The sequence below is a fragment of the Actinoplanes sp. NPDC026670 genome, assembly GCF_040638175.1.
Classification (GTDB): domain Bacteria; phylum Actinomycetota; class Actinomycetes; order Mycobacteriales; family Micromonosporaceae; genus Actinoplanes.
Genome location: NZ_JBEZXU010000061.1, coordinates 1 through 26,534, shown reverse-complemented (window position 1 = coordinate 26,534; position 26,534 = coordinate 1). Strand labels below are relative to the sequence as shown.

General features: G+C 64.7%; 28 protein-coding genes and 2 tRNA genes. 19 read left to right on the top strand and 11 right to left on the bottom strand.

Features of this window, described 5'->3' with window-relative positions; translation table 11 throughout:
- Nucleotides 1-18: 18 nt before the first annotated feature.
- The 3 genes from AB0E94_RS40175 to AB0E94_RS40165 all read right to left on the bottom strand — a co-directional run bounded on the left by AB0E94_RS40175 (nt 19) and on the right by AB0E94_RS40165 (nt 2,473).
- Nucleotides 19-447: a hypothetical protein gene (locus tag AB0E94_RS40175; RefSeq protein WP_360337396.1), complete on the bottom strand. Its 429-nt coding sequence runs from the start codon at nt 445-447 to the stop codon at nt 19-21.
- A 152-nt stretch (nt 448-599) separates the two neighbouring features.
- Entirely contained in the window at nt 600-1,262 is a 663-nt protein-coding gene (locus AB0E94_RS40170) for a hypothetical protein (protein ID WP_360337394.1), read from the bottom strand.
- A gap of 704 nt (nt 1,263-1,966) precedes the next feature.
- On the bottom strand, nt 1,967-2,473 hold the full coding sequence (locus AB0E94_RS40165) for a DUF2199 domain-containing protein (protein WP_360337498.1): 507 nt from the start codon (nt 2,471-2,473) through the stop codon (nt 1,967-1,969).
- 415 nt (nt 2,474-2,888) lie between these two features.
- Here AB0E94_RS40165 and AB0E94_RS40160 point away from each other — a divergent pair, with 415 nt between their 5' ends.
- The gene (locus AB0E94_RS40160) at nt 2,889-4,598 is read left to right on the top strand and encodes a tetratricopeptide repeat protein (RefSeq protein WP_360337392.1); all 1,710 of its coding nucleotides are present in this window, start codon (nt 2,889-2,891) and stop codon (nt 4,596-4,598) included.
- 17 nt (nt 4,599-4,615) lie between these two features.
- Here the strand turns inward: AB0E94_RS40160 and AB0E94_RS40155 are convergent, their stop codons facing one another.
- From AB0E94_RS40155 to AB0E94_RS40135, 5 genes are all read right to left on the bottom strand, one after another.
- Nucleotides 4,616-5,227 (bottom strand): metallophosphoesterase, encoded by a 612-nt coding sequence (locus AB0E94_RS40155; RefSeq protein WP_360337390.1) that lies wholly within the window; start codon nt 5,225-5,227, stop codon nt 4,616-4,618.
- Entirely contained in the window at nt 5,224-6,027 is an 804-nt protein-coding gene (locus tag AB0E94_RS40150) for a nucleotidyltransferase domain-containing protein (protein ID WP_360337388.1), read from the bottom strand. The genes AB0E94_RS40155 and AB0E94_RS40150 overlap by 4 nt, the downstream gene beginning before the upstream one ends.
- Nucleotides 6,028-6,063: 36 nt before the next feature.
- Complete coding sequence (locus AB0E94_RS40145; protein WP_360337386.1) at nt 6,064-7,041, bottom strand: hypothetical protein; 978 nt, start codon at nt 7,039-7,041, stop codon at nt 6,064-6,066.
- A 129-nt stretch (nt 7,042-7,170) separates the two neighbouring features.
- Nucleotides 7,171-7,641 (bottom strand): NUDIX hydrolase, encoded by a 471-nt coding sequence (locus AB0E94_RS40140; protein WP_360337384.1) that lies wholly within the window; start codon nt 7,639-7,641, stop codon nt 7,171-7,173.
- A 24-nt stretch (nt 7,642-7,665) separates the two neighbouring features.
- Nucleotides 7,666-8,892, bottom strand: coding sequence for a helix-turn-helix transcriptional regulator (locus AB0E94_RS40135; RefSeq protein ID WP_360337382.1), 1,227 nt, complete (start codon nt 8,890-8,892; stop codon nt 7,666-7,668).
- A gap of 350 nt (nt 8,893-9,242) precedes the next feature.
- On the opposite strand from AB0E94_RS40135, the gene AB0E94_RS40130 reads away from it, so the two are divergent.
- From AB0E94_RS40130 to AB0E94_RS40120, 3 genes are all read left to right on the top strand, one after another.
- Nucleotides 9,243-9,491: a hypothetical protein gene (locus AB0E94_RS40130; RefSeq protein WP_360337380.1), complete on the top strand. Its 249-nt coding sequence runs from the start codon at nt 9,243-9,245 to the stop codon at nt 9,489-9,491.
- Nucleotides 9,488-9,763 (top strand): hypothetical protein, encoded by a 276-nt coding sequence (locus AB0E94_RS40125; RefSeq protein ID WP_360337378.1) that lies wholly within the window; start codon nt 9,488-9,490, stop codon nt 9,761-9,763. The genes AB0E94_RS40130 and AB0E94_RS40125 overlap by 4 nt, the downstream gene beginning before the upstream one ends.
- A gap of 83 nt (nt 9,764-9,846) precedes the next feature.
- Nucleotides 9,847-10,572 (top strand): GntR family transcriptional regulator, encoded by a 726-nt coding sequence (locus tag AB0E94_RS40120; protein WP_360337376.1) that lies wholly within the window; start codon nt 9,847-9,849, stop codon nt 10,570-10,572.
- Nucleotides 10,573-10,636: 64 nt separating this feature from the next.
- On the opposite strand, the gene AB0E94_RS40115 is transcribed toward AB0E94_RS40120, so the two are convergent.
- Entirely contained in the window at nt 10,637-11,737 is a 1,101-nt protein-coding gene (locus AB0E94_RS40115; RefSeq protein WP_360337374.1) for a hypothetical protein, read from the bottom strand.
- A 285-nt stretch (nt 11,738-12,022) separates the two neighbouring features.
- Between AB0E94_RS40115 and AB0E94_RS40110 the strand changes: the two genes are divergently transcribed.
- The 9 genes from AB0E94_RS40110 (at nt 12,023) to AB0E94_RS40070 (ending at nt 19,709) form a co-directional block, all read left to right on the top strand.
- Nucleotides 12,023-13,015 carry a YaaC family protein gene (locus tag AB0E94_RS40110; protein WP_360337372.1) on the top strand — a complete coding sequence of 331 codons (993 nt, stop codon included), beginning with the start codon at nt 12,023-12,025 and terminating at the stop codon, nt 13,013-13,015.
- A gap of 411 nt (nt 13,016-13,426) precedes the next feature.
- Nucleotides 13,427-13,825, top strand: a complete 399-nt coding sequence (locus tag AB0E94_RS40105) for a hypothetical protein (RefSeq protein WP_360337370.1) — start codon at nt 13,427-13,429, stop codon at nt 13,823-13,825.
- 138 nt (nt 13,826-13,963) lie between these two features.
- Nucleotides 13,964-14,173 carry a hypothetical protein gene (locus tag AB0E94_RS40100; RefSeq protein ID WP_360337368.1) on the top strand — a complete coding sequence of 70 codons (210 nt, stop codon included), beginning with the start codon at nt 13,964-13,966 and terminating at the stop codon, nt 14,171-14,173.
- 223 nt (nt 14,174-14,396) lie between these two features.
- The gene (locus tag AB0E94_RS40095; protein WP_360337366.1) at nt 14,397-15,803 is read left to right on the top strand and encodes an FtsK/SpoIIIE domain-containing protein; all 1,407 of its coding nucleotides are present in this window, start codon (nt 14,397-14,399) and stop codon (nt 15,801-15,803) included.
- Nucleotides 15,800-16,513 (top strand): DUF2637 domain-containing protein, encoded by a 714-nt coding sequence (locus AB0E94_RS40090; RefSeq protein WP_360337364.1) that lies wholly within the window; start codon nt 15,800-15,802, stop codon nt 16,511-16,513. The genes AB0E94_RS40095 and AB0E94_RS40090 overlap by 4 nt, the downstream gene beginning before the upstream one ends.
- A 65-nt stretch (nt 16,514-16,578) precedes the next feature.
- A complete protein-coding gene (locus AB0E94_RS40085; RefSeq protein ID WP_360337362.1) occupies nt 16,579-18,243 on the top strand; it encodes a replication initiator in 1,665 nt (554 codons plus the stop codon).
- A gap of 22 nt (nt 18,244-18,265) precedes the next feature.
- Nucleotides 18,266-18,484, top strand: coding sequence for a helix-turn-helix domain-containing protein (locus tag AB0E94_RS40080; protein ID WP_092547429.1), 219 nt, complete (start codon nt 18,266-18,268; stop codon nt 18,482-18,484).
- Entirely contained in the window at nt 18,484-19,182 is a 699-nt protein-coding gene (locus AB0E94_RS40075; RefSeq protein ID WP_360337359.1) for an N-terminal phage integrase SAM-like domain-containing protein, read from the top strand. The genes AB0E94_RS40080 and AB0E94_RS40075 overlap by 1 nt, the downstream gene beginning before the upstream one ends.
- Nucleotides 19,107-19,709 carry a tyrosine-type recombinase/integrase gene (locus tag AB0E94_RS40070; protein WP_360337357.1) on the top strand — a complete coding sequence of 201 codons (603 nt, stop codon included), beginning with the start codon at nt 19,107-19,109 and terminating at the stop codon, nt 19,707-19,709. The genes AB0E94_RS40075 and AB0E94_RS40070 overlap by 76 nt, the downstream gene beginning before the upstream one ends.
- 89 nt (nt 19,710-19,798) lie before the next feature.
- On the opposite strand, the gene AB0E94_RS40065 is transcribed toward AB0E94_RS40070, so the two are convergent.
- A tRNA-Gly gene (locus AB0E94_RS40065) sits at nt 19,799-19,872 on the bottom strand.
- Between the two features lie 130 nt (nt 19,873-20,002).
- Here AB0E94_RS40065 and AB0E94_RS40060 point away from each other — a divergent pair.
- The 6 genes from AB0E94_RS40060 (at nt 20,003) to AB0E94_RS40035 (ending at nt 25,557) form a co-directional block, all read left to right on the top strand.
- A tRNA-Pro gene (locus AB0E94_RS40060) sits at nt 20,003-20,076 on the top strand.
- Nucleotides 20,077-20,112: 36 nt separating this feature from the next.
- Nucleotides 20,113-21,456 (top strand): trigger factor, encoded by a 1,344-nt coding sequence (tig, locus tag AB0E94_RS40055; protein ID WP_360337355.1) that lies wholly within the window; start codon nt 20,113-20,115, stop codon nt 21,454-21,456.
- Nucleotides 21,457-21,663: 207 nt separating this feature from the next.
- Nucleotides 21,664-22,302 carry an ATP-dependent Clp protease proteolytic subunit gene (locus AB0E94_RS40050; protein ID WP_360337353.1) on the top strand — a complete coding sequence of 213 codons (639 nt, stop codon included), beginning with the start codon at nt 21,664-21,666 and terminating at the stop codon, nt 22,300-22,302.
- 11 nt (nt 22,303-22,313) lie between these two features.
- Nucleotides 22,314-22,970, top strand: a complete 657-nt coding sequence (locus tag AB0E94_RS40045) for an ATP-dependent Clp protease proteolytic subunit (protein ID WP_360337351.1) — start codon at nt 22,314-22,316, stop codon at nt 22,968-22,970.
- A gap of 216 nt (nt 22,971-23,186) precedes the next feature.
- A complete protein-coding gene (gene clpX / locus AB0E94_RS40040) occupies nt 23,187-24,479 on the top strand; it encodes an ATP-dependent Clp protease ATP-binding subunit ClpX (RefSeq protein ID WP_109595800.1) in 1,293 nt (430 codons plus the stop codon).
- A gap of 277 nt (nt 24,480-24,756) precedes the next feature.
- Nucleotides 24,757-25,557 (top strand): carbon-nitrogen hydrolase family protein, encoded by an 801-nt coding sequence (locus tag AB0E94_RS40035; protein ID WP_360337349.1) that lies wholly within the window; start codon nt 24,757-24,759, stop codon nt 25,555-25,557.
- A 215-nt stretch (nt 25,558-25,772) separates the two neighbouring features.
- Here the strand turns inward: AB0E94_RS40035 and AB0E94_RS40030 are convergent, their stop codons facing one another.
- A complete protein-coding gene (locus tag AB0E94_RS40030) occupies nt 25,773-25,988 on the bottom strand; it encodes a hypothetical protein (RefSeq protein ID WP_317788126.1) in 216 nt (71 codons plus the stop codon).
- Nucleotides 25,989-26,534 lie beyond the last annotated feature (546 nt).

Here is a 26,534-nt window from a genome sequence, read left to right as displayed (position 1 = left end):
CGCTCCCGCGCCAACGGTCTACTTCGCGGCGCTGGGTGCCGGGCTGACCTGCACGGCGTCGTCCGGGCCGACACATTCCTCGTACGCCTCCTTGTAGCCCTTGTCCGCGGCGACCTCGCCGGTGACCACCTTGAAGTTGGTGTCCTCCCGCGCGAACCCGGCCGGCGCACCGGTGGCCGCGTCGACCGGCCAGAGTTTCGTGCCGTCGGCGCAGTCGATCACCCCGATGAACTGAACCGCACCGTCCTTGTTGGTGCACCCGGTCTCCGCGTTGAACCCGACCACCGGCTTGTCCGGAACGAACACGTCGCTACAGGCGCGCGGGGCCCCCGGCGACACGGTGATCGCCTCCGGAGCCGCGGGCGCGGCGGTCTCGGCCGGCGCCGGGCTGGAGCACCCGGCAAGCGAGGCCAGAGCGACAGCACCCAAGACGTGACGAACCCTCATCCATCCACTCCCTCTACACGTGGGGCAAATGGGGCGAACGCTATTGCTCGTCAATCCGGGCGCGTCGGACATTCAGTCCGCAGCCGGTCCTTCCGGGTTAAACCGTTCCCCGGCGGGCCACCAGCCATCCGTCCACAGGGTCCACCCGAACGTCAGCCCTCGTCGGCGATGCCCCGCCCGACAGTCGGCCGGCCACCCTCGGGAAGCGCGACGACGAACTCCCAGAGGTCGTGCCGGACCAGCGCCACGCCCGCCCGCGCACCGCCGTCCAGCGCCGCGGCGACCGTGTCACGCCCGTCGACGAGCCGATCGAGCCCGGCATACGATTTCGCCAGGTCAGCGCCCGGCCTGTTGATCCAGAGCCGGACATCGGCCCCGAGCCGCAGCGCTTCGAGCAACTCGTCCCGCAGATATCCACGCGCCGCACCCGACACCAGCTCATGGAGCCGCTCCTGAGCGGACGGGATGGTGGGCGCCTCCGCGGCGAGCCGCCGACAGGCCGAACAGACCTGCTCCGCGCCGGCCTGCTCCGCGCCGGCCTGCTCCGCGCCGGCCTGCTCCGCGCCGGCCTGCTCCGCGCCGGGCGAGAAGAGCGTCCGAAAGATGTCGACCCGCCGCTCATCGATGCCACAGAGCGTCCCGGCATCATCAAACGCATGCTCGACGGCGGGCCCCCGGATCTCCATCGCAAGCGCAAACCGGGCAGCCTGCCGGGCCGCCGCGAACGACCAGCCCCGCCCGTCCTCGCCCATCACACCGAGAGCGTAGGCCCGCCCCGCACATCCACCACCGCCCGCGCTCACCGTCATCCGCATCGGCCCACGTGGTGTTGGTCACGGAAGGTGCGTTTTCGGCCTCCGGCGTGACTGGCCTCCGGCGCGACATCGATTGAAAGGCCGGGACCCGTGCGCGTATCCGGGAAGTCGGCACTTTGAGAGAGAGTGTGGGGCTCGGCCCGCCGGAACCCGGGCCGTCGATCTTCCGGCGGCGGCCCGAGGCGCTGGCCTCAACCGGTGACAAGGACATGGCCTCACGAACCGGCTGGGACCCGAGGCCCGACAGGCAAGGCACGCAAGATCATCCGGGCGGGTGAATGACGAAGGCCCAGACCAGCGAAACCACCGCTGACCTGGGCCTTCATGTCGGAGCGGGCGACGAGAATCGAACTCGCGTAATCAGTTTGGAAGATCGCCACCGGCTGTCATGATCCGCCCGGATTGCCTGCTCAGGGGCCCCGTCCGACTACCCGATCATGACCGCTGGAGACCGTCAATGGCACGGTGAGATGGCACGCTGCTGGCACGGCCCATGGTCCCGGACCACTGCCCCTCGCCCCGCCTAGGGTGGCCACGCGAGCCAGTGGCAAGCCGCGAAGCGGCGCGGCAGCAACTTCACCGCGCCCCGTCACGGACCTTTGCCGCGGGGCAGCCTGGTGTACGTCCGGACATCGCGGTGCCTGGATACCCGTTGCCGGCCTGCCCGGAAGTAGATGTGGACTACGCTTCGGCCGGTGTGGGACTCATGGCACCGCGGGTAGCACATCCTCATGTGGCCAGACCTCCGCAAGGACCTTGGCCAGACCCGGATCAGAACTGGATGCGCAATATGGCGTCTGCTCGGGGTCGCGTACCTCCAGTTCGACCGGAGCAGACAGCAACCCCCAGAGCGGAAGTGCGTTCGCGAGCCAGCCTCGAAGCCGTAGGTCCTGGTACTCCGGTTCCGACCACACCGCGGAAGCACGCTTGAGGTCAGCCGGATCGACAGCGACCCAGACTCCGAACGTGGCGCTGAAGTCACCAGTCAGCTTCACCGGGAGAAGTGCCCGCACGAAGGCGCCAACCTCGGGGATCTGCATCATCACCGAGACATCCGGGTCTGCATGACTCAGCCAGGCACCTCGTGCCCGGTGCTGTCGGCGGGAATCGAGCACTGGGTCAGGCAGACGGAACCGGGCGTGCCGATCATGAGTGTCTCTCGGCTGCCCACAGCAATGACAAAGGTCAGTGGACTGTTGCGTCCGCTCCACGGGTTCGCCGTCAACGTGGTTATGGCGGCCACGGAACCGGTCAAGGAATTTGCCCACGACGCCTCTTCCACCTCGTGCGGGAGCACAAGGTATCAGCCGACGCGTTCCGGCGGCCCCGACCGCTGTCAAGGATTGGCCGGCGTGCCGGCCGATGCCGGCCGGAGGCCGCCAGCAGGCCGAGTGCGCCGGCCGCGCCGCGCTTGCGCGGCGCCTTGATCCAGAAGAGATCAATTCGGCAGTACTTGTGCACCAACCTGTGATTCCCGGCGAATCCACGCCATGAATCAGGGACAAATCATCGAGGACCGACGTCGCAGGTAACTATGAGCGGTCAGGATGGTGCGCACCCAAGCCCTGTGCTGAATTTGCCCTACACTGCTGGCCTTAGGAGTCACGGAGGCTTAGCCTGTACTTCGTGGTCAAATCGGTATCAATGTATGAGGTGTTTATCGCCTCCCCTGGAGGACTCGCCGACGAACGGGCTGCCGTTCGGGACGAGGTGGAGAACTTCAATCGCCACTTTATGAACGAAATCGAGGCGGCCTTTTCTGCACGCGGATGGGAGGATGTTCCAGGTGGTGTAGGTAGGCCTCAAGAGATCATTAATGATCTTGTAAGAAGGTCTGATTATATGATTCTGATCCTTGGAAGCCGGTGGGGTACTGAGCCCGCTTCTGACGGTCGATTTTCATCGGGGACCGAGGAAGAATTTAACCTAGCGAAGTCGTTGATTCCCGACCAAGATCAGCCGATGCAGGACATCCTGGTTTTGTTCAAGGGGGTTCCTGAGGCGCAATTAAGAGATCCGGGAGAACAGTTAAGCAAGGTTCTTAGCTTCAAGAAGGAACTTGAGGACTCTAGATTCCTTATGTATAAGACCTTCGACGACATTGAAGCCCTGAAAAACGAAGTGCGTTCCAAAATGCATGGGTGGGCGAGGGAGCGACGGAGCGGGGTGCAGGCATCTCGCCGTAGTTTAGCGAGTAGGCAGGTTCGGGATACGAGCGATGTGATCGAGAGTAATCCGCAGACTGCCTCATTTCTTGCTAATGCTGAGTCCTATGAAGCTAAAGGGCTAATGACTCAGGCTGAGGCAGCCTACGCAAAGGCTATCGCAGATGATGACGTAGCTAGCCTGGAGAAGTATGCGAGGTTCCTGCGACGAACAGGGCGCCTAGCCAGGTCGCTAGAGATAAATCGACGTATTCTTGACCAACTGGCTAGCGCTGATGATACGGACGCAACCATTGATAAGCGGGTTCGGATTTTGGTCGGCATTGGCATTACCCAGCGGAAGATGGGCGATCTCCGAGGATCAAAGGCGACTCTTCACGAAGCAATTCAGACGGCGGATACAGGTGGCGTCGATGCGCAAGATGTTCTTGGATATGCGCTGGACAATCTAGGTATTACGGCGGACCGGTCTGGCGATCCTGTTGTGGCGGTGAACTCTTTTCGCCGCGCCTTCTCGATTCGACAGGGCTCCGGAGACGGAGCTGGCCAGGCTCGTTCCTTGACAAACTTGGCAAGAATTCATAAGAAGTCAGGGAATTTGGATTCCGCGCTCGAAGAGTGCAATGAGGCCATTGTGATCCTTGAGTCGCTGCAGGATAAACCTGCGCTTGCTGCGGCCTACGCCGCAAAAGGGGAGATCCTTGAAGCAAATGAGGAGTACTCGGGCGCAGAGAAGTTTTACAGCAAGGCGCTTCGCCTTAACGAGCAGCTCGGTGTACCTGACAATATTGCAATGAGTCAAACTCAAGTCGCCCGCATGATGATTGAACATGGCCAGCTAGATCAAGCGCAGATGTACGCCGAGAGTTCCCTGGAGGAGAATGAGCGGAACTCGAACAGGGAGGGGATTGCCTCTTCCAAGCACCTACTTGGTCGTGTCATGGGAGCGATCGGCAACGATAGGGAAGCTTTCGCACTTTTGGAGGAGTCTGCAGACCTATTCGCTTCAATGAAGAATCCAAATGGCGAGGCCTGGGCTCGATATCACTTGGCAGTCGTGCAGCGCAAGATGGGACTAAACACTGAGTCGGACATCTCTATCGCCCGAGCGCGAGCTCTTTCTCAGGTGGTCGGTAACGCCCAGCTGAAAGCGCAGACCTCCGAATTCTGAATTGGGTTCCAAGAGTGTTACAGCAAGGCTCCAGAGGAGTTGACCTGCATCACTCGCAAGCTAGGCCACAGGAGGCAGGTCAGCCTGCCCCCTGTGAGGGTGCCGCATCCGGTATCAATCGCGGCTGAGTATTTTCCAAATTCTGGATAAAGGCTTGCCTGTGGAACATGGCCATGGACGTAGTAGGTGTTCGGCTCCAAGATGTGTCGAGGGGGCTTATGGGTGACAATCAGACCTTTCGAAACGTAGAATTTCGGGAGATTCCTTAAAAATTCAAGGTGGGTGCCAGGGACGGCTCGTCGTAGTCGTTCGATTAGGTCGCCCTCCGGTGTCTCTAGATAAGAATTGATGGTTCCGGCCCCACCGATTCGTAGGAACCGCATTATGTTCCCGGTTTCTAAGAGGTTGAGGAACTCTTCTTCATGGTTCCCTGCTAGGCAGTGGACCGATTTGCTGTTGGCGGATAATTCGATTAGCCGCTGTAGAACTTGGGCGCTTTTTCTGCCTCTATTTATATAGTCGCCCAGAAAGACCAAATCTGTCCATTGGCCTTCGATCGCGGCGAGAATCCCGTCCAGCGCCTCGATGTTGCCATGTATGTCGCCGATGACGGCGATCTCCCTATTCAAAGTAGGACCTTCGGGAGATCTGAGTAGTCCAGACTTTCGCCATCCTCGGAGGCCGCACGGATCGCGAGGGCGGCCATGCTGCGGTCAGTGTCCCATTTATGAGTTGCAAGCGCTGCAAGTGTCTGGAACGGGATCGGAGGGGGTTCTCCCACGGTTTCCTTCAGCCGATCTCTGAGCTCGGCCATAAGGGCGAGCGATGGGGGACCTGTAACATCCGGATCAGACGCAAGTAAGGTCTCCAACTCCGGCTTTTCGAATCTTTTCGCGAGTTCCCTGACCGAGAAGCACGGGCGGCCTAGCTCGAGAGCCTGAGCGTAAATGGCCGTTCTGAGTAAGTAACGCCCGAGCCGGACTAGTCCGGGATAGTACTCGTGTGCCTCGGCCTCTGAGACGCCAAGGATTTGACTGTATCGGCGAACCCGCCGAAGAAGGTCGGCCGGAATAGCCGGCTGAAGGTTAGAAACAATATTCGAGAGTTGGCTGCTCGGGTCGAATATGGCTCGGCCGTCGCGTTTCAAATGCGTGCCAAATAAGGTTCCAGTTGCACTTTCTAGCTGCTGATGCGTGTAGGAGCTTATCGAAACGCGCCCGAATTTCTTGGTGGGGAAGTCTCGCTGGCATAGCCGAAGTATGTCGAAGTCGGAGCTGTCGACGAAATCGCCGCGGGCGCGACTTCCGTAGAGCATCAATGCTAGGGTGTCCTCTGGGAGAGACTGTATGATGCTCGTGATTTCCTCCCTGTGAAGCCCTATCTGCTCAAGTGATTCGTTGATGGTGGTCGCGGTGCTGTAATCACTCACGAATTCTGTCCTTTAAAGGTATGGTCGGATAGAGTCTCACATTACGTGGATGCCCTTCTGTGCTGCTGGCGCGGCGTCGATGCGCGTAAGCCTCACTGGTGACTCAGGAGTAAGTAGTAGTACCAGAGTCTTCGGGTAGTCAACGATTCTGGCTGCTTCCTCCGCCGCGATATGGCGAAGCTGTTGCGTGGTCTCTTCATCGCCATCGACGCCGATTATGATCACAGGTAGGAAGTCAGTGCCAAATAGCTGTGTAGCCTTTCCTGTGGCGGCAAGCGACCACCCCACCATGTCCTGCACCAAGGCTCGGATTTTGGCGGGATTGGGCGAGGTTACTAGGCGTGCTTCGAGCAGGATATTGGGAAGATCATCCACCTTTGAAACGAGCACAGCATCCGCAATGGTTCCTGGCCCCAGCTTTACGTCTCCCACCGACTGCATTGTCGAGCCAAAGTGTTTGGAGACGCGTTCGACAACGCTATTTTCGAACGAAATCATGCGCTCTCTGCGGTCCGGCACATGATCGCGGCCCTCTTCCTCCGCGACGCTGTTTTTGTCAGCCTGCTTCTCCTCTGCTATTTCTTCTTGCTCGGCTTTGTGTTCGGCGACATCTTCCTCGGTGGCAACTTGGGCTTGCACTAGCGCAAGTGTTTCTTGTTGTGCCTTGGCGCCCTCAGCCTTGATTTTCTCGATTTCTGCTTCTTCGCGCGTTTCTATCCGGCGCTGCTGCTTTCGCCAGGCACGACCACCTACGATTACTAGGATTGCGCCGACAGACAAGAGAGATAAGCTAACCCATGGCCATGCTGAGATTAGGAATGCGAGCTGCCCTTGTTGCGACCGAACAGCTGCCGCAGCCTCTGGGGTTGCTTTTTTTAGCTGTTCATCCGTGAGTAGGAGTGAGGACTGGCTCCGGAGGAGAAAAATCGGCAGCGCGAGTCCGGCAGCCGACACCAGGCCACCGATGCTGACAAGAAACTTATGAAAGTCCGTGTACTGCAGGCCAGGAAGCACAGTCGGACATCGTACTCGAACGTATCCATGCAAGCGGATCTTGGTGACGGCACAGGCTGATGGCGGTTCGAGCACTCGGTCGCTGAGAGCTGCACTATACGCTCTGTGCCTCGTGTGGTATTGGTAAGGTCACGCCGGTTCGATGCCGTGCTCGGCATAAGAGGCTTCGTTGCGAGATCTTGCTCTAACTGCCGTTTGAATTCGGCGCGAGAGCCGAGCAGGAAGATGCTGGCCCAGGTCGCTGATGGTCACAAAGCGCCACTGATCTAGTTCATCGGAATCAAGAGTGATTTCACGCTGGACCTCTTCTAACATGATCCCTCCGTCAAAGACGAATAGGATCTTGTCTCCCTCGGCCTCGGCGGGTGCCCAGTCAACAACTAGATGGCGTCTGATTTCGGTTGTGATTCCTAGTTCCTCCCGGACTTCTCTTATGCAGGCAGCTCTTGGAGATTCGCCCGGCTCGACGTAACCACCGGGAATATCCCATCCGTCCTTATACGACGGTTTGACCAGTAGGACGCGTCCGTCATCGTCGAAAAAGAGAGCGCCAGCGGCGACGCGGGGAGTGGCCATAGGGGGAATCTCGGATGCGTTCACATCGAGCAGCGTAGGGCCAGTGGATCAGTCGAGCACGTGGAGACGGCGTGCCAGGCCGACGAGCTCGGCTGACGGCTTGCCGCGCTGCTGCCTGATCCAGGTGAGTACGAGCTGGCGGCCGAGGTAGTGATGACGCACTTGTTCGGGTGCCATCTGTTCGGCGTCGAGTAGAACGGACAGCGCTTCGTCCTGGCGGTTCCATGCTCCGTATGCCCGCGACACCTCCAGGGCGTGACGGACACGGCGCTCCATCGGCAAGCCGGCGGTGTCGAGGCTCGGCCCGAGGTCGATCGCGACCTGGACGTTTCCGAGTTCGCCGGCGGTGGCGACTCGGTGGATGGCGACATTGGTCGGCCCGAAGGCCGTCCACAGGTAGTTGGCGTCCTTGCCGAGTCGTACCGAGGCCTCGTCGGCGGCCGTGAGGAAGGTTCGAGCCGTACCGGCGTCGTTTGCCCTGGCGGCGGCTACCGATCCGCCGAGCAGCAGCGTCCCGTAGACGGACAGCAGCTCCGGCCCGGCGTCAGTGAGGTGCTGGTCCATGTAGTCAGCGGCGTCGGTGGTCAGTCGGACGGCGTCCTGGTATCGCCCGGTCGACAGGAGAGCATGGCTGACAGACCGGAACAGCGACCCGGTGATGGCCGGGTCGCCGACGGGCCGCACGACGGACAGCCCGCGGTCGGCCGCGATCCAGGCGAGATCGGTCTCGCCGAGCTTCGTGAGCTGGGTGGCTGCCAGTTGGTAGGTCAGGCCCAGAAGTCCACGGGCTTCCTCCTGGGCGCGGCCGTTGAGTGAATCGGCGGCGGCCTGTGCCCGACCGAGGAGTCCAGGCAGCTGCCCCGTGACGTACCCGAATCGGGATGCCTGGTAAGCGGTCCACAACCTGGCCGTCTCCTGCCGGAGTTCGTCCAGGTCCGGCGCCGTCGAATCGGCGCCGGGAATGCCGAGCGAGGTGATGGCTCGGTACTCCATGAGCGCCGCCCGTAGAGTCGGCACAGTCTCCATGCCGCTCTCGGTGCTCCACTCGACGAGCGACGGCTCCGCGAGCAGGTCGCCGAGTGAGACGTCCAGGACATCGGCGAGGGACTTGATGACCGACAGCCGGTCCAGCTCGATCCGGTTGTTCTCGATCTTGCCGAGCCAGTCCGCGGTCCGGCCGATGAGTCCGGCGAGGACTTCCTGCGACAGGCCGCGACGGCGGCGGTACCAGGCGACTCGCTCGCCGATCGTCAGATTCATGTTCATGCCACGCATGCGTTGACCTTCCCCGATGCGAGATCGGCGACCCCGGAATGATTTTCCGGGTTCTCGGGAGGTTTTGGCCACAGCCTGTCTCCATGACCGTTTCCGACACTTCCGTCTCGACCTCCGCCTGCCGTTCGTGCGCCGGCGTGGGCTGGAAGTACACGACCCACCGGACCGCTCTGCGGGTTGTGGCGCAGTCGTGTCAGGAGGCGCGTGTTCCTGCTCGCCGGTCCTGCATGGACTGCGGTGGGCGTGGCACGTCGGTGGCGACGGCCTCGTAAGCCGGCACCGGGGCGGGTGCCGGCGACCACGCATGCCCGCCCGCCTCGGTGCCCTTCCAACCCCTGCTGGGAGGACCTGTGACTCCGCGCCCGGGTGACGTCCTGATCGTCGACAAGTACGCCTCGGTGCAGTTCGCCGACGGGCGCGGCCTGGTCTTCCGGGTGATTTCAGTAAGCCGACAACCGACCTACGTCGGGTGGACGTGGCTGACCGGCTACGTCCTGGACGAAGCCGGAAACGCCATAGAGCGCCGGGAGATCTTCGTACGCGCGGACGGTCTTCGCTGCGTCCGGCCCGGCGGCCCGAGAACGGGGAACAGCCGATGACCGTCTTTCTGACCGCTGCCATCCAGGAGCAACTCGACTACGCCCAGGAGCAGCTCGACCGGCACACCGCGCCGAGCGCTGACAACCAGTGCGCCGTCTGCGGTGAGGAGGACCCGTGCAGCCTTCGCCGGGTTGCGTTGCGGGTGTTCGGCCGCTACGGCTGCCTGCCTCGCCGCTGGCCTGGCGCCTCGCGTCCGGAACGGGTCGGCACCCCGAAGGTCTGGTCCGGCTGGTTGAAGAGCGCGACGAGTGTCGCGAGCCCGACCGACTGAGCCGTCTTGTTCAGTCGTCCTTACAGGGCTTATGGTCCTGTCAAAACATGTTGTGACCTATTGAGCCTGGTGGGTGGATCCCAATGGCGTACGAGATTCCGACGCCGAAGTACCTGCGTGTGCTGAACACGCTGCGCGGCCGCATTGAGGACGGGACCTATGCTCCCGGCGCCGGCTTGCCGTCCGAGAGCCAACTGTGCTCCGAGTTCGACGTGTCCCGCCCGACGGTGCTGAAGGCGCTGGGCATCCTCAAGCAGGACGGCTGGATCGAATCCCAGCAGGGCAAGGGGAGCTTCGTACGTGGGCGCCCGCCATCCGAGCGCAGCTCACCGCAGTACGCGCGCGACGCGATCGACCTGGACGAGTCAGCCGAGACGGAGATCCTGCACGTCGGCCCGGTCCTAGCGGCACCCTGGGTCTCGGCTGCGCTCGGCATTCCGGAAGGAACGCCGGTCTACGAGCGGCGCCGGCGGACGGTCTCACCGTCAGGCCCGATTGACCTGATCTCGACGTTCGTTCCGGTAGACATCGCGGTCGGCACTGACGTGATCCGCCCCGAGCCGATTACCGGCAGCATCCTGGCGCACATCCGGGCGAAGAAGAGCCTGCGGGCCGACTACGCGACGGAGCGCTTGACCGCGCGCTTGACGGACGATGCAGAGGCGGCAGCTTTGGACGTGCCAGCCGGTGAAGCAGTGATCAGCGTGGTCATCACTGCCCATCAATCCTCGGGTGCGCCGATTCTGACCTCACGGATCGTGATGCCCGGCAGTCGCCACGAGATTGAGGATTCATACCCTCTGCCTTGACCGGGCATGACCTCCAATATGCCCGAAATAAAGTTTTCTTTCTTGGGAGATCGTTGGCGCACGACTATACGACTTTCCAGTCCCTCCATTCGGAGGCGGTCAGTAGTGCCGAGAAGCCACCCCGGTATGCAGAGACGTGTATTCCTTGAAGTGTCTCGTCAATTACTTCTTGAGTTGGATGGTCTCCGTAAGTAACCACCAAACAGTTTATGGCGTGAGTCGCCGACTCGGATGCATGACGGAGAACTTGATTCACGCATTGGTCGCCAAATCCATATCCGCCGATCAGCCATCGAGAAGACCGCTTCAGCCGCTCTGTGAACATCTGGTAAGCCATACTGAATGGGTACTCCAGTACTCGCATTGACTTTTGGCTTTGATTCGTTAATACAACAACAGGCCGCCAGTCTGTTTTTTGCTCGATGCAGTCAGCCCAAAATCCCGGGTCATACCTTAGGGAAGGCATTCCAAATTTGACGTACTCGGTGCCTCGGCGTAGCCAGCTAAGAGAGCCATGAAGGGCGAGCACTGCGCATGCCTGCGAGTCGATGAATGGCGAGGTGCGTAAACGGAAGCCTTTAGCAGTGTGGCCAGCGGTTAGCTCAAACTCAACGGGCTCCAATCCGTCTGCTAGGTCCTTCTTTAGGCTGAAGTGACTTAATGCGCCGGATATAAGTAGGTTGTCGTAATTTAGTGTAGCGAGGCAGCAGCCATCTCCAGCGGCTTCCGCAAGCGCCCTAAAAAATTTATCCGCGACATCGTTCCCCTTGCCGTGGGAGCGCTCGTCCACGAGTTTCAGGACGTGAGAAACGCCGACTTGATAAAATTTGTCCGCGAATTCCGTTGACATCCTTAAAGCTTGAACAAGTGGATCGCCGGAGGCGGCGCCTGTGCCGTTGTAGGCGGCGGCAAGCGACTCCAGTGCCGAGACGGCCCCGGCCGCAACGTCGACCGGCCCTAGCAGTTGTTCGAAATCGTCGCCATCCGCAGTTCCTGCAGTTATCTTGTCGGCAAGGTTATGCAATGCCCTTCTGACGTCATCGCCACCCGGCGAGTTCTCCAGAAGCGGCAACAGAGATTTAGTCAACTCCGGGCATGACATGCCTGGGTTGTATGCAATTGAAAGCCCATTGCCGATTAATGCAGTGACTGGACCGTCGATCATTGCGATACTTCCCTTCGCCTGTGATGTTGAGTCATCCAATCTTATAGGTGATGGCCCTTTCTTGATGAGCTTTCGCTCGAACCGCTTTCCTTTAGTCGCACCGAGGTGAGGTCGGCCCTCGCTGGTAGGGAAGTGGGCGCGTTGGCATGGCAAGATCTGGCCTATCCGGGGGCTCGGTGGGTCCCCTGGCAGTAGGTGCGGGTGGCCATGCTTGCTATTGCGGTGGACCGCGGAGGCCGGATTGTCCTAAGGTTCGCCGATGAAGAATGGCACCAGGAGCCTTCCATGAGCGACTCGACATGGCGGGACCTTCGTTCCCTCCGTCATGATCCGCCGGGGTTCGCCAACAGCCGGGGTTCGCGACGTGCCACGTTCCAGGCTGCTCTCGAACAGTGCGAGCAGTTCATCAAGGCTGGCGCCAGCGCCGACTACGCCACCCGGCCGCTGCAATTGTTCTACGCGATGTCACAGGGAACCCGCGCAGTTGTAGCGGCATCGCCCCGAATCGGTCAAAACTGGCGAGTTCAGGGGCATGGACTCAGTGCGGTGACCGATAAGTCGACATTGCCTGAGGTGGCGTTGTTCGCCAACGGCGACGGGCTCTTCCAAGCGCTGGCTACGGTGCTCGATTTCCCACCGCTGGTTGACAAGGAGCAGGTTCAGCTCGGAGCCCTATGGCCGCTGATCCCGGAGTCGATCGAGGCTCCGCTCAATGCGGACGAAACACTTTCCGCGATCATGTTATGGCCGGGCGAGTGGCCCCAGCACCACGCTCTTTACACAGCCGAATTGGGCTGGATCCGCAACGCGGTCCCGAGACTGTACGGCCAGGACAAGCAGGCGGTGGCAAAGCACTTCGCGCAGTATCCGGCCCTGCGCGGTTTGTCCTGGACGGTCGGCCAGAAGGTGGCCTGGAACATCAACGGCTTCGCCACCAGCCTCGATGTCCAGTTCGAGCTGGTCGACGGCGAACGCCCGTCGGTGATCAAGCCTGGCTCCCGGCTTGGCGCCCGTTACTGCGGCCAGGTTTCCGCGGAGGTATTCATCACCCCCGCCGTCGGAACCATGCCAGGACCGCTGCATCCGATTTTGGCGTGGTGGTCGACCCTGCTGGCTTTATCGTCGCTGGCTCGCTACGAACCTGCGAACTGGGCCAAGATGATTGACGTCAACTCTTCGCCTTACGCGACAGCGGTAGAACACTTGCTCGACGACGCCATTGTGCGGATCCCCAGGATGCTGCTAAGCATGCTCACTCACATCGAGGACCCCGGTTAGCTTGGAGATCCGCTTCGCCTTCTGAACATGACGTCGGCGGCTGATCGACGTACCAGAACACGATGGTCGGGTTGCCGCTCTGGGTTACTGATTGATCTTGTAGACGCCGCGGTGCGCGAGCAAGCCTTCCGGCGGCCTTCGTCCGGCCAGTGTCTAGTGACTCCTAGTAGTGCCCAGCGGTGGGGTGGGTGCCGTGAGCGGAGGGATGGCCGGCGTCGGCGGGAGGCTGTCGAAAAGCGAACTCGTCTCCGAGGCCTGTGCTGCCGCAATTGATCGTAGCGCTATCTGAAGATCGGACATGCGCGCTTGCTCATGCTTACATGCTGGCCTAGCTTGTAAGCATAAGCGGATGTCAGGATGACGTCCGTGCGATCAGGAGGTCAGGTTCGGATGGTTCCGCTGACGTTGAAAGTGCCTGTGCCGTTTGACTACGTCTTTCCGGCGGGTGTGCTCTGCCTCGGGGTAGAGGCCGCGGTCGACTTCGAGCGCCGTAGCGATCCCGACAACCAGGTCCGCGACAAGGAGACCAGCGAACGCGTCTGGGTGGTCCGAGTCCTTGACCTCGACCCGGCCGCGGGCAAGTTCGGGCGTACCACCGAGGTCAAGGTCAAGATCTGCGCGCCGCATCAGCCGGTCCCGCCAGCCTCGGCCGTGCCTGGCTACCCGCCGGCCATCGAGTTCGACGGGCTCACGCTCACGCCGTACGTCGACTCCCAGCGCTGCAAGGGCGCCGGCACCTGCAAGTCCCGGATGGCGTACTCGCTGCGCGCGACCGCCATCCGTCCCGTCGTCGTCGGCGCTGCCGCTTGACGGCTTCTCGCTGGATGCGCGGGCGGGCCGTTTCCCCGCCAAGAGTCCCGGCCCGTCCCGCGCGGCGACCCCTCAACCCTTCACTGCGAAGGAGGGCCTGGTGCCCACCGTAGTTCAGGCTGCCCGGCGGCGGCCGTCATGACCGACCTGACCACCGTCTCCACCGAGCTTTCCGCCCTGCTGGGCAGCATGCCGAACCTGTCGACCCCGGCTGTTGAGCGGGCCGACTGGTTCGACCGCAAGGCCGACCTGTTGGACCGGGTCGCCGTCACCGTGCCGGAAGCGGCCGAGCTGGCGACCCTGGCCCGGGACCGGGCTGCGCGCATCCGTGGCGGAGGTGCGGCATGAACGCCCGTCGCTCCGAGGACCGTCGTGGCCGGGTTCAGGTCCAGGTCACTCTGCTGCTTAACCAAGTCACGGGACGTCCCGGGTTGGGCGTCGTCGAGGCGTACCTCTGCCCCTGGTGTGTCTCCTGGGTCGCCCCTCGCAGTTTCGACCGGCGGCACATGGCGTGCCGGTCGTGCGTGCGGTCGCTGGGCCGTCCGACCCGGATCGGTCGGGGGTGGCGCGGATGCCGCTGATCAACGTGATCCCGGGGGAGAAGATCCCCACCGCTCCGCTGAACACCCGCCTGCCGGTGTGGCGGATCCCGGGCTGGCTGCTCCTCTTCGTGTGGTTGGCCCGGGGCGCGTTCCGCACGGTCGTCCTGGCGGCCCGCTACTGGTGGATCACCGGCCCGGTCGTTGCGTCCTGGTGGCTCGCCGAGACGTACGGCTGGCCGGTGCTCCTGGGCGTCGTCCTCGGCCTCGTCGCCGTCGGCATCACCTGGTGGCGCCTGCACCCGGCGTCCTGGCTGCGATTCGGCTGGTACCCGGCGGTCGCCCAGGTCCGACGCCTGTGGATCTACCGCCGTGGCTGGACTCCGGCCATGACCGCGTGCGGCCTGGTCGGAGTCCATGGCGGCGACCGCTGGGTGCCTCGCCTGCTCGGCGTCCGCTCGAACCGCTGGGGCGACCGGGTGACGGTTCGCCTGCTGCCCGGCCAGCACCCCGACGACTGGGCGAAGGCCGCGCCGCGTCTTGCGTACACCTTCCAGCTTCGGGAGGCCCGCGCCTTCACCACCAACCGCCCGGACCGCGTGGTCCTGCACTTCGCCCGCCGCGATCCGCTGACCAGCACGGTGCGGCCCTTCCCGGTCCCGGCTTCGCCGGACCTTTCCAACCTCAACCTGGGCGTACGCGAAGACGGCACCGCCTACCACCTGAGGCTGACCGGCTCGCACGTGCTGATCGCCGGTGCCACGAACTCCGGCAAGGGTTCGGTGATCTGGTCGGTGCTGCGCTCGCTGGCCGGTGGCATCGCCTCGGGCCTGGTCGAGGTGTGGGCGTTCGACCCGAAGGGCGGCATGGAGCTGGCGGCGGGCGTCCCGCTGTTCACCCGCTTCGCCTACGAGGACCCGGACAGCATGGCCGGCGTCCTGGAGGAGGCCGTCAAGCGGATGCGCCAGCGGGCGAACCGCCTCCGCGGCGTCACTCGCCAGCACACCCCGACGGTCGACGAGCCGCTGATCGTGGTGGTCGTCGACGAGCTGGCGGCGCTGACCGCATACCTGACCGACCGGAAGGTCCGCGACCGCATCCGCGAGTCCCTGGGCCTGCTGCTGTCCCAGGGCCGCGCGGTCGGCGTCCACGTGATCGCCGCATTGCAGGACCCGCGCAAGGATGTCCTGCCGTTCCGCGACCTCTTCCCGACCCGGATCGCGCTGCGGATGACCGAACCGGAGCAGGCCGACATGGTCCTCGGCGATGGCGCGCGGGACAGGGGAGCGGTGTGCGACCTGATCCCGGAGACGTCACCCGGCGTTGGTTACGTCGTCCTCGACGGCGTCCGCGAACCGGTCCGGGTCCGCTTCTCCTACCTCGATGACAACGACGTCACCGAGCTGGCCACCACCTACGCCCGCGGCGGTGACCGATGAAGCGCATCGAGGGCGCGCTCCTCGTCGCCATCCTGCTCACGGTCGGCGGCTTCGCCGGCGCCGCGTCGTTCACCCACGTCAAGGACTGGACGATGGCCAACTCCCCGGCGGGTACGGGGGAGTGGTTCGGCTGGGCGAACGCGGTGATCTCCGAGCTGATCCCGATGGCGGCGCTGCTGGTGATCCGGCAGCGCCGCCGGACCGGCGGCTCGGTGGGCTACCCGATGTTCCTGCTCGTCTGCGCCGCGGGCCTGTCCCTCTCCGCACAACTCGCCGTCGCCAAGCCCGGCCCGTCGGGCTGGCTGCTCTCCGCCGTCCCGGCCCTGGCCTTCCTCGGCCTGTCCAAGCTCGTCCTGGCCGGCGCGCCGACCACCGCGGCGGCACCATCAGCTCCGGCCGTCCCGGCGACATCGATCACCCCGGCCACGCCGTCCACGCTGGCGGCCCCGGCCGCATCGGCTACGTCGGCCGTGTCAGCGAGCCCAGCGACGCCGACCGCTCCGGCGGTGCCGACCAGCCCAGCGATGCCGATCGCCCCGGCTCCGCTGGCCGAGCAATCCGCGCTGGCCAGGGAGACGCCGCTCCAAGAGACACCGGTCCTGGGACCGCCCGACCAGAAAGCCAGCGAGGTGCCGACTCGGCCTCGCCCGGTCCTGGTGCCCGTTCCGGCGACCGCGTTCCCGACTCGACCCCGTGAGGCCGCACTGTGACCGACCCAGCTCCAAAGCCCACGCTGACCCTCGTCGAGCCCCGTCCCGGTTCTCGGGCGGCCCGGATGCGCCAGCCTCTCGCCCGTGAGGCCCTGACCCTGCTCGCCGAGCGGAACGGCGTCTGCGTACGCCCGCTCCCGCTCCGCCGCACCGACACCGTGACCGGCCTGACCGAGGTCGTCGAGATCCCGTGCGGCGCCCGGCTGGCCGCCAAGTGCAAGCCCTGCGCCGAACGCAACCGCCGTCTCCGCATCCAGCAGATCCGCGAGGGCTGGCACCTCGAAGACGAGCCAGCAATCCGCCCCGACCGTCCGGGAGAGGACGCCCTCGACCTGGTGAAGACCCGTGCTCACCTGGAGTTCGACCGGGCCGCGGTGCACTACCAGCCGATGACCCCGGACGAGCGCGTCGAGCAACTGGCCGAACTGGACGCCCGCATCGCTGGGGTCGATGAGGTCCTGGCCGAGACAGACCTACGTGGTCACCTGACTCCGAAGGAACGCGACGACCGCCCGCGCCGCGCCCGCTCGACCAAGCGCCGACACGACTCCCCGGACCTGCCGCGACTGCCCGTCGACCCGCGTACGGTCGGCCGCTCCTTCCAGGGCAAGGCGGGCCAGACCTACCGCCCGTCGATGCTGGTCACGCTGACCCTCGACTCGCACGGACAGGTCCACTCCCACATGCGGCGCGGCGCCTACGTGGTGCCGTGCGCCTGCGGGGAGCGCCACCACCCGCACGACCCGAAGCTCGGCACGCCCGTCGACCCGGCCGCCTACGACTACCGGCGGGCGGCCCTCGACGCGATCCACTTCGCTCGGGTGCTCGACCGCTGGTGGCAGAACCTGCGCCGGGCCGCGGGCTGGAACGTCCAGTACGCCGGGGCCATTGAGCTCCAGCGCCGCCTCGCCCCGCACGCGCACTTCGCCGTGCGGGGCACCCTGCCCCGACGCCTGGTCAACCAGGTGGCGGCGGCGACGTACCACCAGGTGTGGTGGCCCCCGTTCGATGAGTTCGTCTACACCGTTGATCGCCCGCCGATCTGGAGTGCCGACCTGGGCGGCTACGTCGACCCGTCGACCGGCGAGACCCTGCCGACGTGGGGCGAAGCGCTGGACGCCTTGGAGGACCCGGACGCGCGCCCCGCGTACGTCGCAAGGTTGGGCCGTGTCGACGCCCGCGGCATCGCCCAAGGCTCGAAGGACGCCGAGCGCTCAATCCGCTACGTCACGAAGTACGTCACCAAGGACCTGACCGAGCACGCGCCGGCGAACTCGGCCACCCAGAAGGCGCACGCCGACCGCCTGCACGCCGAGCTGGCCGTCCTGCCCTGCTCGCCCACATGCGCGAACTGGCTGCTCTACGGCGTCCAGCCGGACCGTGCCAAGGCGGGCCTTGTCCCCGGCCGCTGCACCGGCAAGGTCCACCAGCGGGCCACCCTCGGCTTCACCGGTCGCCGCGTCCTGGTCTCTCGGCAGTGGTCCGGCAAGACGCTGGCCGACCACCGCGCCGACAACCGGGCGTGGATCCGCGCGGCCCTGGGCGGCGACACCGAGCAGGAGACGAGCCCGGACGAGAAAGACCGGTACCGCTTCGAGCTGGCCCGCCCGGAAGACCCGGACGTCCTCCCGCTGGAACACCGGATCTTGCGGGCCGTCTCCGAGCGAATCCGCTGGCGAGCCCAGATCAGAACTCTTTCGGCAACTGTCCCAACCCAGCAAGCCGCCTGATCCCGAAATGAGGAGGACCCGAATGGATGACGAGCTGTTGACCGCTGATGAGGTCGCCGCTCGCCTTCGTGCCACACCGAGATTCGTGCGCCGTCTCGTCTCCGAGCGTCGTATCGAGTTCGTGAAGATCGGCCGCCTGGTCCGTTTCGACCCGGCCGCGGTCGTCCACTACATCGACTCCCACCGCGTCGCCCCGACCGATCGGGCGGCCATCCGCGCCTACGTACGGGGAGCCCACTGATGGCCAACCAGAAGCGCCACCGCCGTTTCGGCAACATCCGCAAGCTGCCCTCGGGCCGCTACCAGGCGCGCTACCTCGGCCCCGACGGGATCACCCGCAACGCCGACCACACTTTCGAGACCGAGAAGCTGGCGGCCCAGTGGCTGACCCTCATCGAGTCGGAGATCATCCGCGGCGAGTGGCAGGCACCGGAAGCCGGCGAGGTGCACCTCTCCGGGTACGGCAAGGAGTGGATCGCCCACCGCAAGCTCCAACCCCGCACCCGCGAGAACTACGAGGACCTGTTCCGCCTGCACATCGAGCCGATCCTCGGCCACCTGTCGCTTGGCGCCATCAAGCCGCAGACGATCCGCTCGTGGCGGGGCAAGCTGCTGGCCAGCGGCACCACCGAACCACAGGCGGTGAAGTCGTATTCGCTGCTCCGGGCGATCCTCAACACCGCGGTCCGTGAAGACGAGATCTTGAAGCAGAACCCGTGTCGGATCCCTGGTTACGACCGGTATCACACCCCTGAGCGGCCGGTCGCCACCGTCGCCCAGGTCCTCGCGCTCGCCGAGCACATGCCGCCCCGATACGTGGCGTTGATCACGGTCGCTGCGTTCTCCGGCTCCGGTGGGGCGAGTTGGCCGCGCTGCGGCGGTGCGACGTCGATGTGGCGGTCGGGACCGTACGCGTACCCAGGAAGTTGGCGGCTTTGAAGTCGGGTCTGGAGTTCGGCCCGCCGAAATCGGCGGCCGGAATCCGGGTCGTCGCTCTTCCGGCAGTTGCCCGCAATGCGCTGATCAGCCACTTGGGGAAGTTCACCGGCGCGTACCCGGACGCGCTGGTCTTCACCGGCGACAAGGACATGCCCTTGCGAACCGGCAACTTCCGGCGGGCGGTGAGGTGGGCGAAGTCGCTGGCGGACGCGGGGATGCCAGCGGGATTCCACTTCCATGACCTCCGGCACACCGGCAACAACATCGCGGCGGCGAGCGGCGCCAGCACGCGGGAGCTGATGCACCGAATGGGTCACGCGAGCATGAGGGCGGCTTTGATCTACCAGCACGCGACCAGCGAGCGGGACCGCGAGATCGCCGACACGATGGACAAGCGGATCACCAAGGGCCGGAAGGCCGACAAGCCGGCGAAGGAAGCCGGCGGCAAGCGCGCGAAGCGCAGCAAGCCGACAGAAGGCGGCACCAAGTCCGGCAAGCGCAGGCGGGACGCGAGCCCGGACGCCTAATGGCACGCTAATGGCACGCAAGATCATCCGGGCGGGTGAATGACGAAGGCCCAGACCAGCGAAACCGCCGCTGACCTGGGCCTTCATGTTGGAGCGGGCGACGAGAATCGAACTCGCGTAATCAGTTTGGAAGACTGAGGCTCTACCATTGAGCTACGCCCGCGTGACCCCCGAAAACCTCGGGGCTCCTGCACAGCTTACTGAATCATCTACCGTCCGCGCGAACCGGATTCCCCAGCAGGTGACTCCAGCGCACACGCAGGCGAGCGGACCGCATACACTGGCCGACGCCACGGGGTGTGGCGCAGCTTGGTAGCGCACTCGCTTTGGGAGCGAGGGGCCGTGGGTTCAAATCCCGCCACCCCGACTGACACCAACATCCGCAGCAACAAGGAGTACGCCTGTGAAGAGCACCGTCGAGACTCTGAGCCCGACTCGGGTGAAGCTCGCCATCGAGGTGCCGTTCGAGGAGCTCAAGCCGAGCCTGCAGAAGGCGTACCGGGAGATCGGCGCGCAGGTCCAGGTGCCGGGCTTCCGCAAGGGCAAGGTTCCGGCGGCGGTGATCGACCAGCGCGTCGGCCGTGGCGCCGTTCTGAACGAGGCTGTTCAGGAGGCGATCCCGCAGCAGATCCTCGCCGCGGTCCAGGAGCACGACGTGAAGACCCTCGGCCGTCCCGAGGTCGAGATCACCGAGTTCGCCGACAACGCGCCGCTGAAGTTCACGGCCGAGGTCGACGTCCGCCCGGAGATCGTCGTTCCGGACCTCGCCGGGATCAGCGTCGAGGTTCCGGCTGTCGAGATCGGCGACAGCGAGATCGACGAGCAGATCAACGGCCTGCGTGAGCGCTTCGCGACGCTGAAGACCGTCGAGCGTGCCGCCGCGGAGGGTGACTACGTTCAGCTCGACCTGAACGCCACCGTCGACGGTGAGGACGTTCCGGGCGGCTCGGCCACCAACATCTCCCACGAGGTCGGCAGCAAGCAGCTGCTCCCGGGCCTCGACGAGGTGCTCGTCGGCCTGTCCGCCGACGAGGAGGCCACCTTCACCACCCAGCTCGTGGGCGGCGACTTCGCCGGCCGGGACGCCGAGGTGAAGGTCGTGGTGAAGAGCGTCAAGGACAAGCAGCTCCCCGAGATCGACGACGACTTCGCCCAGCTGGCGAGCGAGTTCGACACCCTCGCCGAGCTCCGCGAGGACCTGCAGACCCGGATCACCAAGGTGAAGAAGGTCGAGCAGATCTACGCGGCCCGTGACGAGGCTCTCAAGCAGCTCGTCGAGGCGGCTCAGATCCCCGCCCCGGAGGGTGTCGTCAAGGACGAGGTCGAGGGCCGCAAGCAGGCCATGACCGACCAGCTGGAGCGGATCGGCGCGACCCTGGCCGACTACCTCGCCTCCGAGGAGAAGACCGAGGAGCAGATCGACCAGGAGCTGACCGAGGCCGCCGAGGAGGGCGTCCGGATCCAGCTGCTGCTCGACACCATCGCCGACGCCGAGGACGTTCAGGTCACCGACGACGAGTTCGGCCACGAGATCGTGCACCGGGCGCAGCGCGCCCAGATGCAGCCTCAGCAGTACTACGACCAGCTGGTGCGCTCGGGCGCCGCGGCCGCCGTCTTCGGCGACGTGCGCCGGGGCAAGGCGCTGGCCTCGGTCATGGAGCAGGTCACGATGAAGGACTCCGAGGGCAACACGCTGTCGCTGGACGACCTGCGCGACGGCGACGACCACGCGGGTCACAACCACTGATCTGAGTCGCTTCAACCCGGCCACCGCGCACCGGTCACGGTGCGCGGTGGCCGGTGTCTTTTCCGGGGGTACGGCCACCCGATGCGCTGTCAGCGAACACCTGCCCGAGCGGGAAGCTGATGCGCATCCGACCAGTTAGGTTGGTCGTACGACGGACAACCTGCCGGCCGGACCCTCGGCCGACACAGCAAGCTGTGAAGGGCTGCCATGACCGATCTCCACATCCCCACCGGGCCCGTGTCGCGGCGCGGCGGCGGTGACACCCTGAGTGGCAACCTCGACGACTCGGTCTTCAACCGTCTGCTGCGGGAGCGAATCATCTTCCTCGGCAGCGAGGTGACCGACGCGAGCGCCAACCGCATCTGCGCGCAGCTGCTGCTGCTCTCCGCCGAGGATCCGGAGGCCGACATCCACCTCTGGATCAACTCGCCGGGCGGCTCTGTCTACTCGGGTATGGCCATCTACGACACGATGCAGTTCATCGACAACGACGTGCAGACCGTCGCGATGGGAATGGCTGCCTCGATGGGGCAGTTCCTGCTCTGCGCCGGGACCGCGGGTAAGCGTTTCGCCCTGCCGCACGCGCGCATCATGATGCACCAGCCGTCCGGCGGCATGGGTGGCACCGCCGCCGACATCGCCATCCAGGCGGAGCAGATGCTCTACACCAAGCGGATGTTCCAGGAGCGGATCGCGTTTCACACGGGTCAGACTCAGGAGCAGATCGCGGCCGACTTCGACCGGGACCGCTGGTTCACGGCCGACGAGGCGAAGGACTATGGCTTCATCGACAAGGTGATCACCGGGGCCACGCAGGTCCCGGACGGTGCCGGAACGCTGAACTGAGGAGCTGAACCATGACCGACCTTTCCATGCCTCCCGGGTTCGCTCCGGTGCACAACCGCTACGTGCTGCCCTCGTTCTCCGAGCGCACCTCGTGGGGCATCAAGGAGTCCAACCCGTACAACAAGATGTTCGAGGACCGGATCATCTTCCTCGGCGTGCAGGTGGACGACGCGTCGGCCAACGACGTGATGGCCCAGCTGCTGACGCTGGAGAGCACCGACCCGGACCGCGACATCCTGATGTACATCAACTCGCCCGGTGGCTCGTTCACCGCGATGACCGCGATCTACGACACCATGCAGTATGTGCGGCCCGACATCAGCACGGTCTGCCTCGGCCAGGCGGCCAGCGCGGCCGCGGTGCTGCTCGCCGGCGGCACCCCGGGCAAGCGGATGGCGCTGCCGCACTCGCGGATCATCATCCACCAGCCGGCCACCGAGGGTGGGTATGGCCAGGGGTCGGACATCGAGATCCAGGCGCGCGAGATCATGCGGATGCGGACCCAGCTCGAGGAGCTGATTTCGCACCACTCTTCGAAGCCTGTCGAGCAGGTCCGCAAGGACATCGACCGCGACAAGATCATGACGGCCGACGAGGCCAAGGAGTACGGGCTGGTCGACGTCGTTCTGGCGACTCGTAAGAAGAGCCTCCAGACCGCAAGCGTCTGACCCTGGGTGTGCGGTGTCAGGGGCCGGCCGGCTGGCGCTAGACTGGCCGACCCCTGACACGCCCGTTTTGGGGGGTCGGAGAACAGCCCCTTTGCGGGTAACGTCGAGACTGCAGCCTCAGGTAGGCGGGTCGGCGGACGATAGATGGCAACGAGGCAATCAGTCCTCGTAGAAGGTCCGGTCGACGGCCGGCCAATGAACGCAGGGAGAACGTAGGTGGCACGGATCGGCGACGGTGGCGACCTACTCAAGTGCTCCTTCTGTGGGAAGTCGCAGAAGCAGGTCAAGAAACTCATCGCGGGCCCCGGGGTCTACATCTGCGACGAGTGCATCGACCTCTGCAACGAGATCATCGAAGAGGAGCTGGCTGAGACCGGCGAGGTGAAGTGGGAAGAGCTTCCCAAGCCGATGGAGATCTGCCAGTTCCTGGACAACTACGTCGTTGGCCAGGAACAGGCGAAGAGAGCACTCTCCGTCGCGGTCTACAACCACTACAAGCGGATCCAGGCCGAGTCGAACGGCGCTCCCGGCGGGGGCAGCGATGTCGAGGTGGCCAAGTCCAACATCATGCTGATCGGCCCGACCGGCTGCGGTAAGACGCACCTGGCGCAGACGCTGGCCCGCATGCTCAACGTTCCGTTCGCCATCGCGGACGCGACCGCGCTCACCGAGGCCGGCTACGTCGGCGAGGACGTCGAGAACATCCTGCTCAAGCTCATCCAGGCCGCCGACTACGACGTCAAGCGGGCCGAGCAGGGCATCATCTACATCGACGAGGTCGACAAGATCGCCCGCAAGAGCGAAAACCCGTCGATCACCCGGGACGTCTCCGGCGAGGGCGTCCAACAGGCCCTTCTCAAGATCCTTGAGGGTACGGTCGCGAACGTCCCGCCGCAGGGCGGACGCAAGCACCCGCACCAGGAGTTCATCCAGATCGACACGACGAACGTGCTGTTCATCGTGGGCGGCGCATTCGCCGGACTGGACCGGATCATCGAGCAGCGGGTCGGGCAGAGCGGGGTGGGCTTCGGCGCGCGCCTCCGGTCGATCTCCGAGCGGAACACCGACGACATCTTCGGCAAGGTCATGCCGGAGGACATGCTCAAGTTCGGTCTGATCCCCGAGTTCATCGGCCGCCTCCCGGTGATCACCACGGTCCGTAACCTCGACCGTGACGCGCTCATCAAGATCCTGACCGAGCCGCGGAACGCCTACGTGAAGCAGTACCAGCGTCTCTTCGAGCTCGACGGCGTGGAGCTGGAGTTCGACGAGGGCGCGCTGGAGGCCATCGCCGACCAGGCCATGCTCCGGGGCACCGGCGCCCGTGGCCTCCGGGCGATCATGGAGGAGGTGCTTCAGAACGTGATGTTCGAGGTGCCCAGCAACCCTGATGCCGCCCGTGTCGTGATCACCCGCGAGGTCGTCGTGGAAAACGTGATCCCGACGATCGTCCCGCGCGAGTTCGTCGGCCGCCGTCGCCGTCCGGACCGCGAGGAGAAGTCGGCCTGACCGGCTCCCTGGTTCGTCACGCTGCCGTCGCCCTCACCGGGCGACGGCAGCGTCGTTTCCAGCGCAGGCACGACAGGCGGGGCCCGCCCGGCGCTCGGCCGCGGCTCGCATCGCGTGGGCCGGCCGGCTGCCGGGATCCCGCCTCCGGCTGTGCGGTCACCGGATCGGACCAGCTGGCTCTCGCCGCTGTCCTCGGCACGCCTTTGACAGCGGTCAGAGCCAGCCGGAGGTCGTGCGCGTCGTCACGGATGGGGACTTGTGGCCGTACGCTCGATCCATGCGTGTCGCCGTCTGCCAGCTGAACTCACGGGAAGACCGTGCCCACAACCTCACCGTTGCTCGTGCGTTGCTCGAACGCGCCGCCGCCGGCGGCGCGGAGTTCGCGGTCCTGCCGGAGTACGTCGACTTTCTCGGCCGCTCCGCCGACGCCCCGAAACCGGAGCCGATCGACGGCGAGTTCGCCGGCTTCTTCGCGACTGCGGCCCGCGAACTCGGTCTCTGGGTGCACGCCGGTTCCTTCCACGAGACCGGTCCGGACGCCGACCGCACCTACAACACCACCCTGGTCTTCTCGCCCGAGGGCGAAAGAGCGGCGATCTACCGCAAGATCCATCTGTACGACGTGGAGATCGCGGGCCGGGTCTCCTACCAGGAGTCGCGAACCGTGGCACCCGGTGAGAGCACAGTCGTCGCCGAGATCGGTGGCGTGCCCACCGGCCTGAGCATCTGCTACGACCTGCGGTTCCCCGAGCTGTACCGGCGGCTCGCGATCGCCGGCGCCCGGATCCTCGTGGTGCCTGCGGCGTTCATGCTGCACACCGGTCGCGACCACTGGGAGGTGCTGCTGCGGGCGCGGGCGATCGAGAACCAGTGCTACGTCCTCGCAGCCGGGCAGATCGGGGATCACGAGCCGGGCCGCACCTGCTTCGGCCGCAGCATGATCGTCGACCCGTGGGGAACAGTGATCGCCCAGGCACCCGACACCGCCGGGGTCACCTTCGCCGACCTGGATCTGGATCGCCTGGAGACGATCCGCACCGAGGTCCCGAGCCTCGCCAACCGCAGGCTCGGCGCCTAACTTCCTCCCGGTCAGGGCCGCTTCGCGCAACGGAGCGACAGTGACTAACCCAGCACGTCCATGTCGCGGATCTTGTGGAGTTCCGCCCAGGTGAGCCCGATCTTGTGGAGTTCCGCGAGACAGGTGGGCCCGAACTCCACAAGATCGCCGAGTAGGGGGCGGGTGGAGGTGGGGGTGAGCGCTGGAAGACGTCTGGATCTCAGGTGTATCCGGCGTCACAAACTGCCGACGAGATAGCTGATCGCTGTCAGGGCGACCACCGCCACGCCCGCCAGAAGCAGGGCGCCGCCCATCCGAGTGGGGCCGCGCATCAGCAGTCTCCGGGCCGACACCACGACCGTGACCAGCACAAGTAGCCCGATCGCCCACTGCCAGAGCGGGACGAGCAGGCCCAGGACCGCATCGGCCGCCAGAGTGGGAGAAGTGGCCATACCACCACTCTGTCATGGGTTGCCGTCGTCGTGGGTGGCGTCGGCGTGCTCCACAAGCACGATCGTCGATTTGCAGTAGGCGGCATGGGTGTCGTAACTTTCTCTCTGCCCGCGGGAAACCGGCACGGAGCGCCACGAAAGTGACAATCCGGAAGGTGCCACGGGGGCCGTCGAGTGCGAGTTATGCTCAACCTCGACACCGGGTGGTGCGACAAAAAGATCCAAGAAATTGGATTTGCGGTTGCGAAGCCGGCCGGGTAGAGTGGCTAAGCCAGCAGGGAGCCGGGCGGTTAGATCGCGAAGCGATCGTAGGCCGGTCTGCCAGGCCACTTCCCGCATCGCGGGGAAACACTTGGGCGTTGCCAGCGGGGTAATCTCCGTGCGGCGAAAACGGCCGGGTACATTTGAGCGGTTGCCTCAAGAGCGGGTCCGGATAGGGCTCGGATCTTGATGTGCGGTTGTTCTTTGAGAACTCAACAGGGTGCTTGATAAGCCAGTGCCAATTATGGCAATACCCCGGCCTATCTCTTTCAGGGATGGGTGGGA

Excerpts from the sequence above, each read along its gene's own strand:
- AB0E94_RS40175 (WP_360337396.1), bottom strand. The coding sequence starts at position 447 with ATGAGGGTTCGTCACGTCTTGGGTGCTGTCGCTCTGGCCTCGCTTGCC.
- AB0E94_RS40170 (WP_360337394.1), bottom strand. The coding sequence starts at position 1,262 with ATGCGGATGACGGTGAGCGCGGGCGGTGGTGGATGTGCGGGGCGGGCC.
- AB0E94_RS40135 (WP_360337382.1), bottom strand. The coding sequence starts at position 8,892 with ATGCGTGGCATGAACATGAATCTGACGATCGGCGAGCGAGTCGCCTGG.
- AB0E94_RS40125 (WP_360337378.1), top strand. The coding sequence starts at position 9,488 with ATGACCGTCTTTCTGACCGCTGCCATCCAGGAGCAACTCGACTACGCC.
- AB0E94_RS40120 (WP_360337376.1), top strand. The coding sequence starts at position 9,847 with ATGGCGTACGAGATTCCGACGCCGAAGTACCTGCGTGTGCTGAACACG.
- AB0E94_RS40115 (WP_360337374.1), bottom strand. The coding sequence starts at position 11,737 with ATGATCGACGGTCCAGTCACTGCATTAATCGGCAATGGGCTTTCAATT.
- AB0E94_RS40110 (WP_360337372.1), top strand. The coding sequence starts at position 12,023 with ATGAGCGACTCGACATGGCGGGACCTTCGTTCCCTCCGTCATGATCCG.
- AB0E94_RS40100 (WP_360337368.1), top strand. The coding sequence starts at position 13,964 with ATGACCGACCTGACCACCGTCTCCACCGAGCTTTCCGCCCTGCTGGGC.
- AB0E94_RS40095 (WP_360337366.1), top strand. The coding sequence starts at position 14,397 with ATGCCGCTGATCAACGTGATCCCGGGGGAGAAGATCCCCACCGCTCCG.
- AB0E94_RS40090 (WP_360337364.1), top strand. The coding sequence starts at position 15,800 with ATGAAGCGCATCGAGGGCGCGCTCCTCGTCGCCATCCTGCTCACGGTC.
- AB0E94_RS40085 (WP_360337362.1), top strand. The coding sequence starts at position 16,579 with ATGCGCCAGCCTCTCGCCCGTGAGGCCCTGACCCTGCTCGCCGAGCGG.
- AB0E94_RS40080 (WP_092547429.1), top strand. The coding sequence starts at position 18,266 with ATGGATGACGAGCTGTTGACCGCTGATGAGGTCGCCGCTCGCCTTCGT.
- AB0E94_RS40075 (WP_360337359.1), top strand. The coding sequence starts at position 18,484 with ATGGCCAACCAGAAGCGCCACCGCCGTTTCGGCAACATCCGCAAGCTG.
- AB0E94_RS40050 (WP_360337353.1), top strand. The coding sequence starts at position 21,664 with ATGACCGATCTCCACATCCCCACCGGGCCCGTGTCGCGGCGCGGCGGC.
- AB0E94_RS40045 (WP_360337351.1), top strand. The coding sequence starts at position 22,314 with ATGACCGACCTTTCCATGCCTCCCGGGTTCGCTCCGGTGCACAACCGC.
- AB0E94_RS40035 (WP_360337349.1), top strand. The coding sequence starts at position 24,757 with ATGCGTGTCGCCGTCTGCCAGCTGAACTCACGGGAAGACCGTGCCCAC.
- AB0E94_RS40030 (WP_317788126.1), bottom strand. The coding sequence starts at position 25,988 with ATGGCCACTTCTCCCACTCTGGCGGCCGATGCGGTCCTGGGCCTGCTC.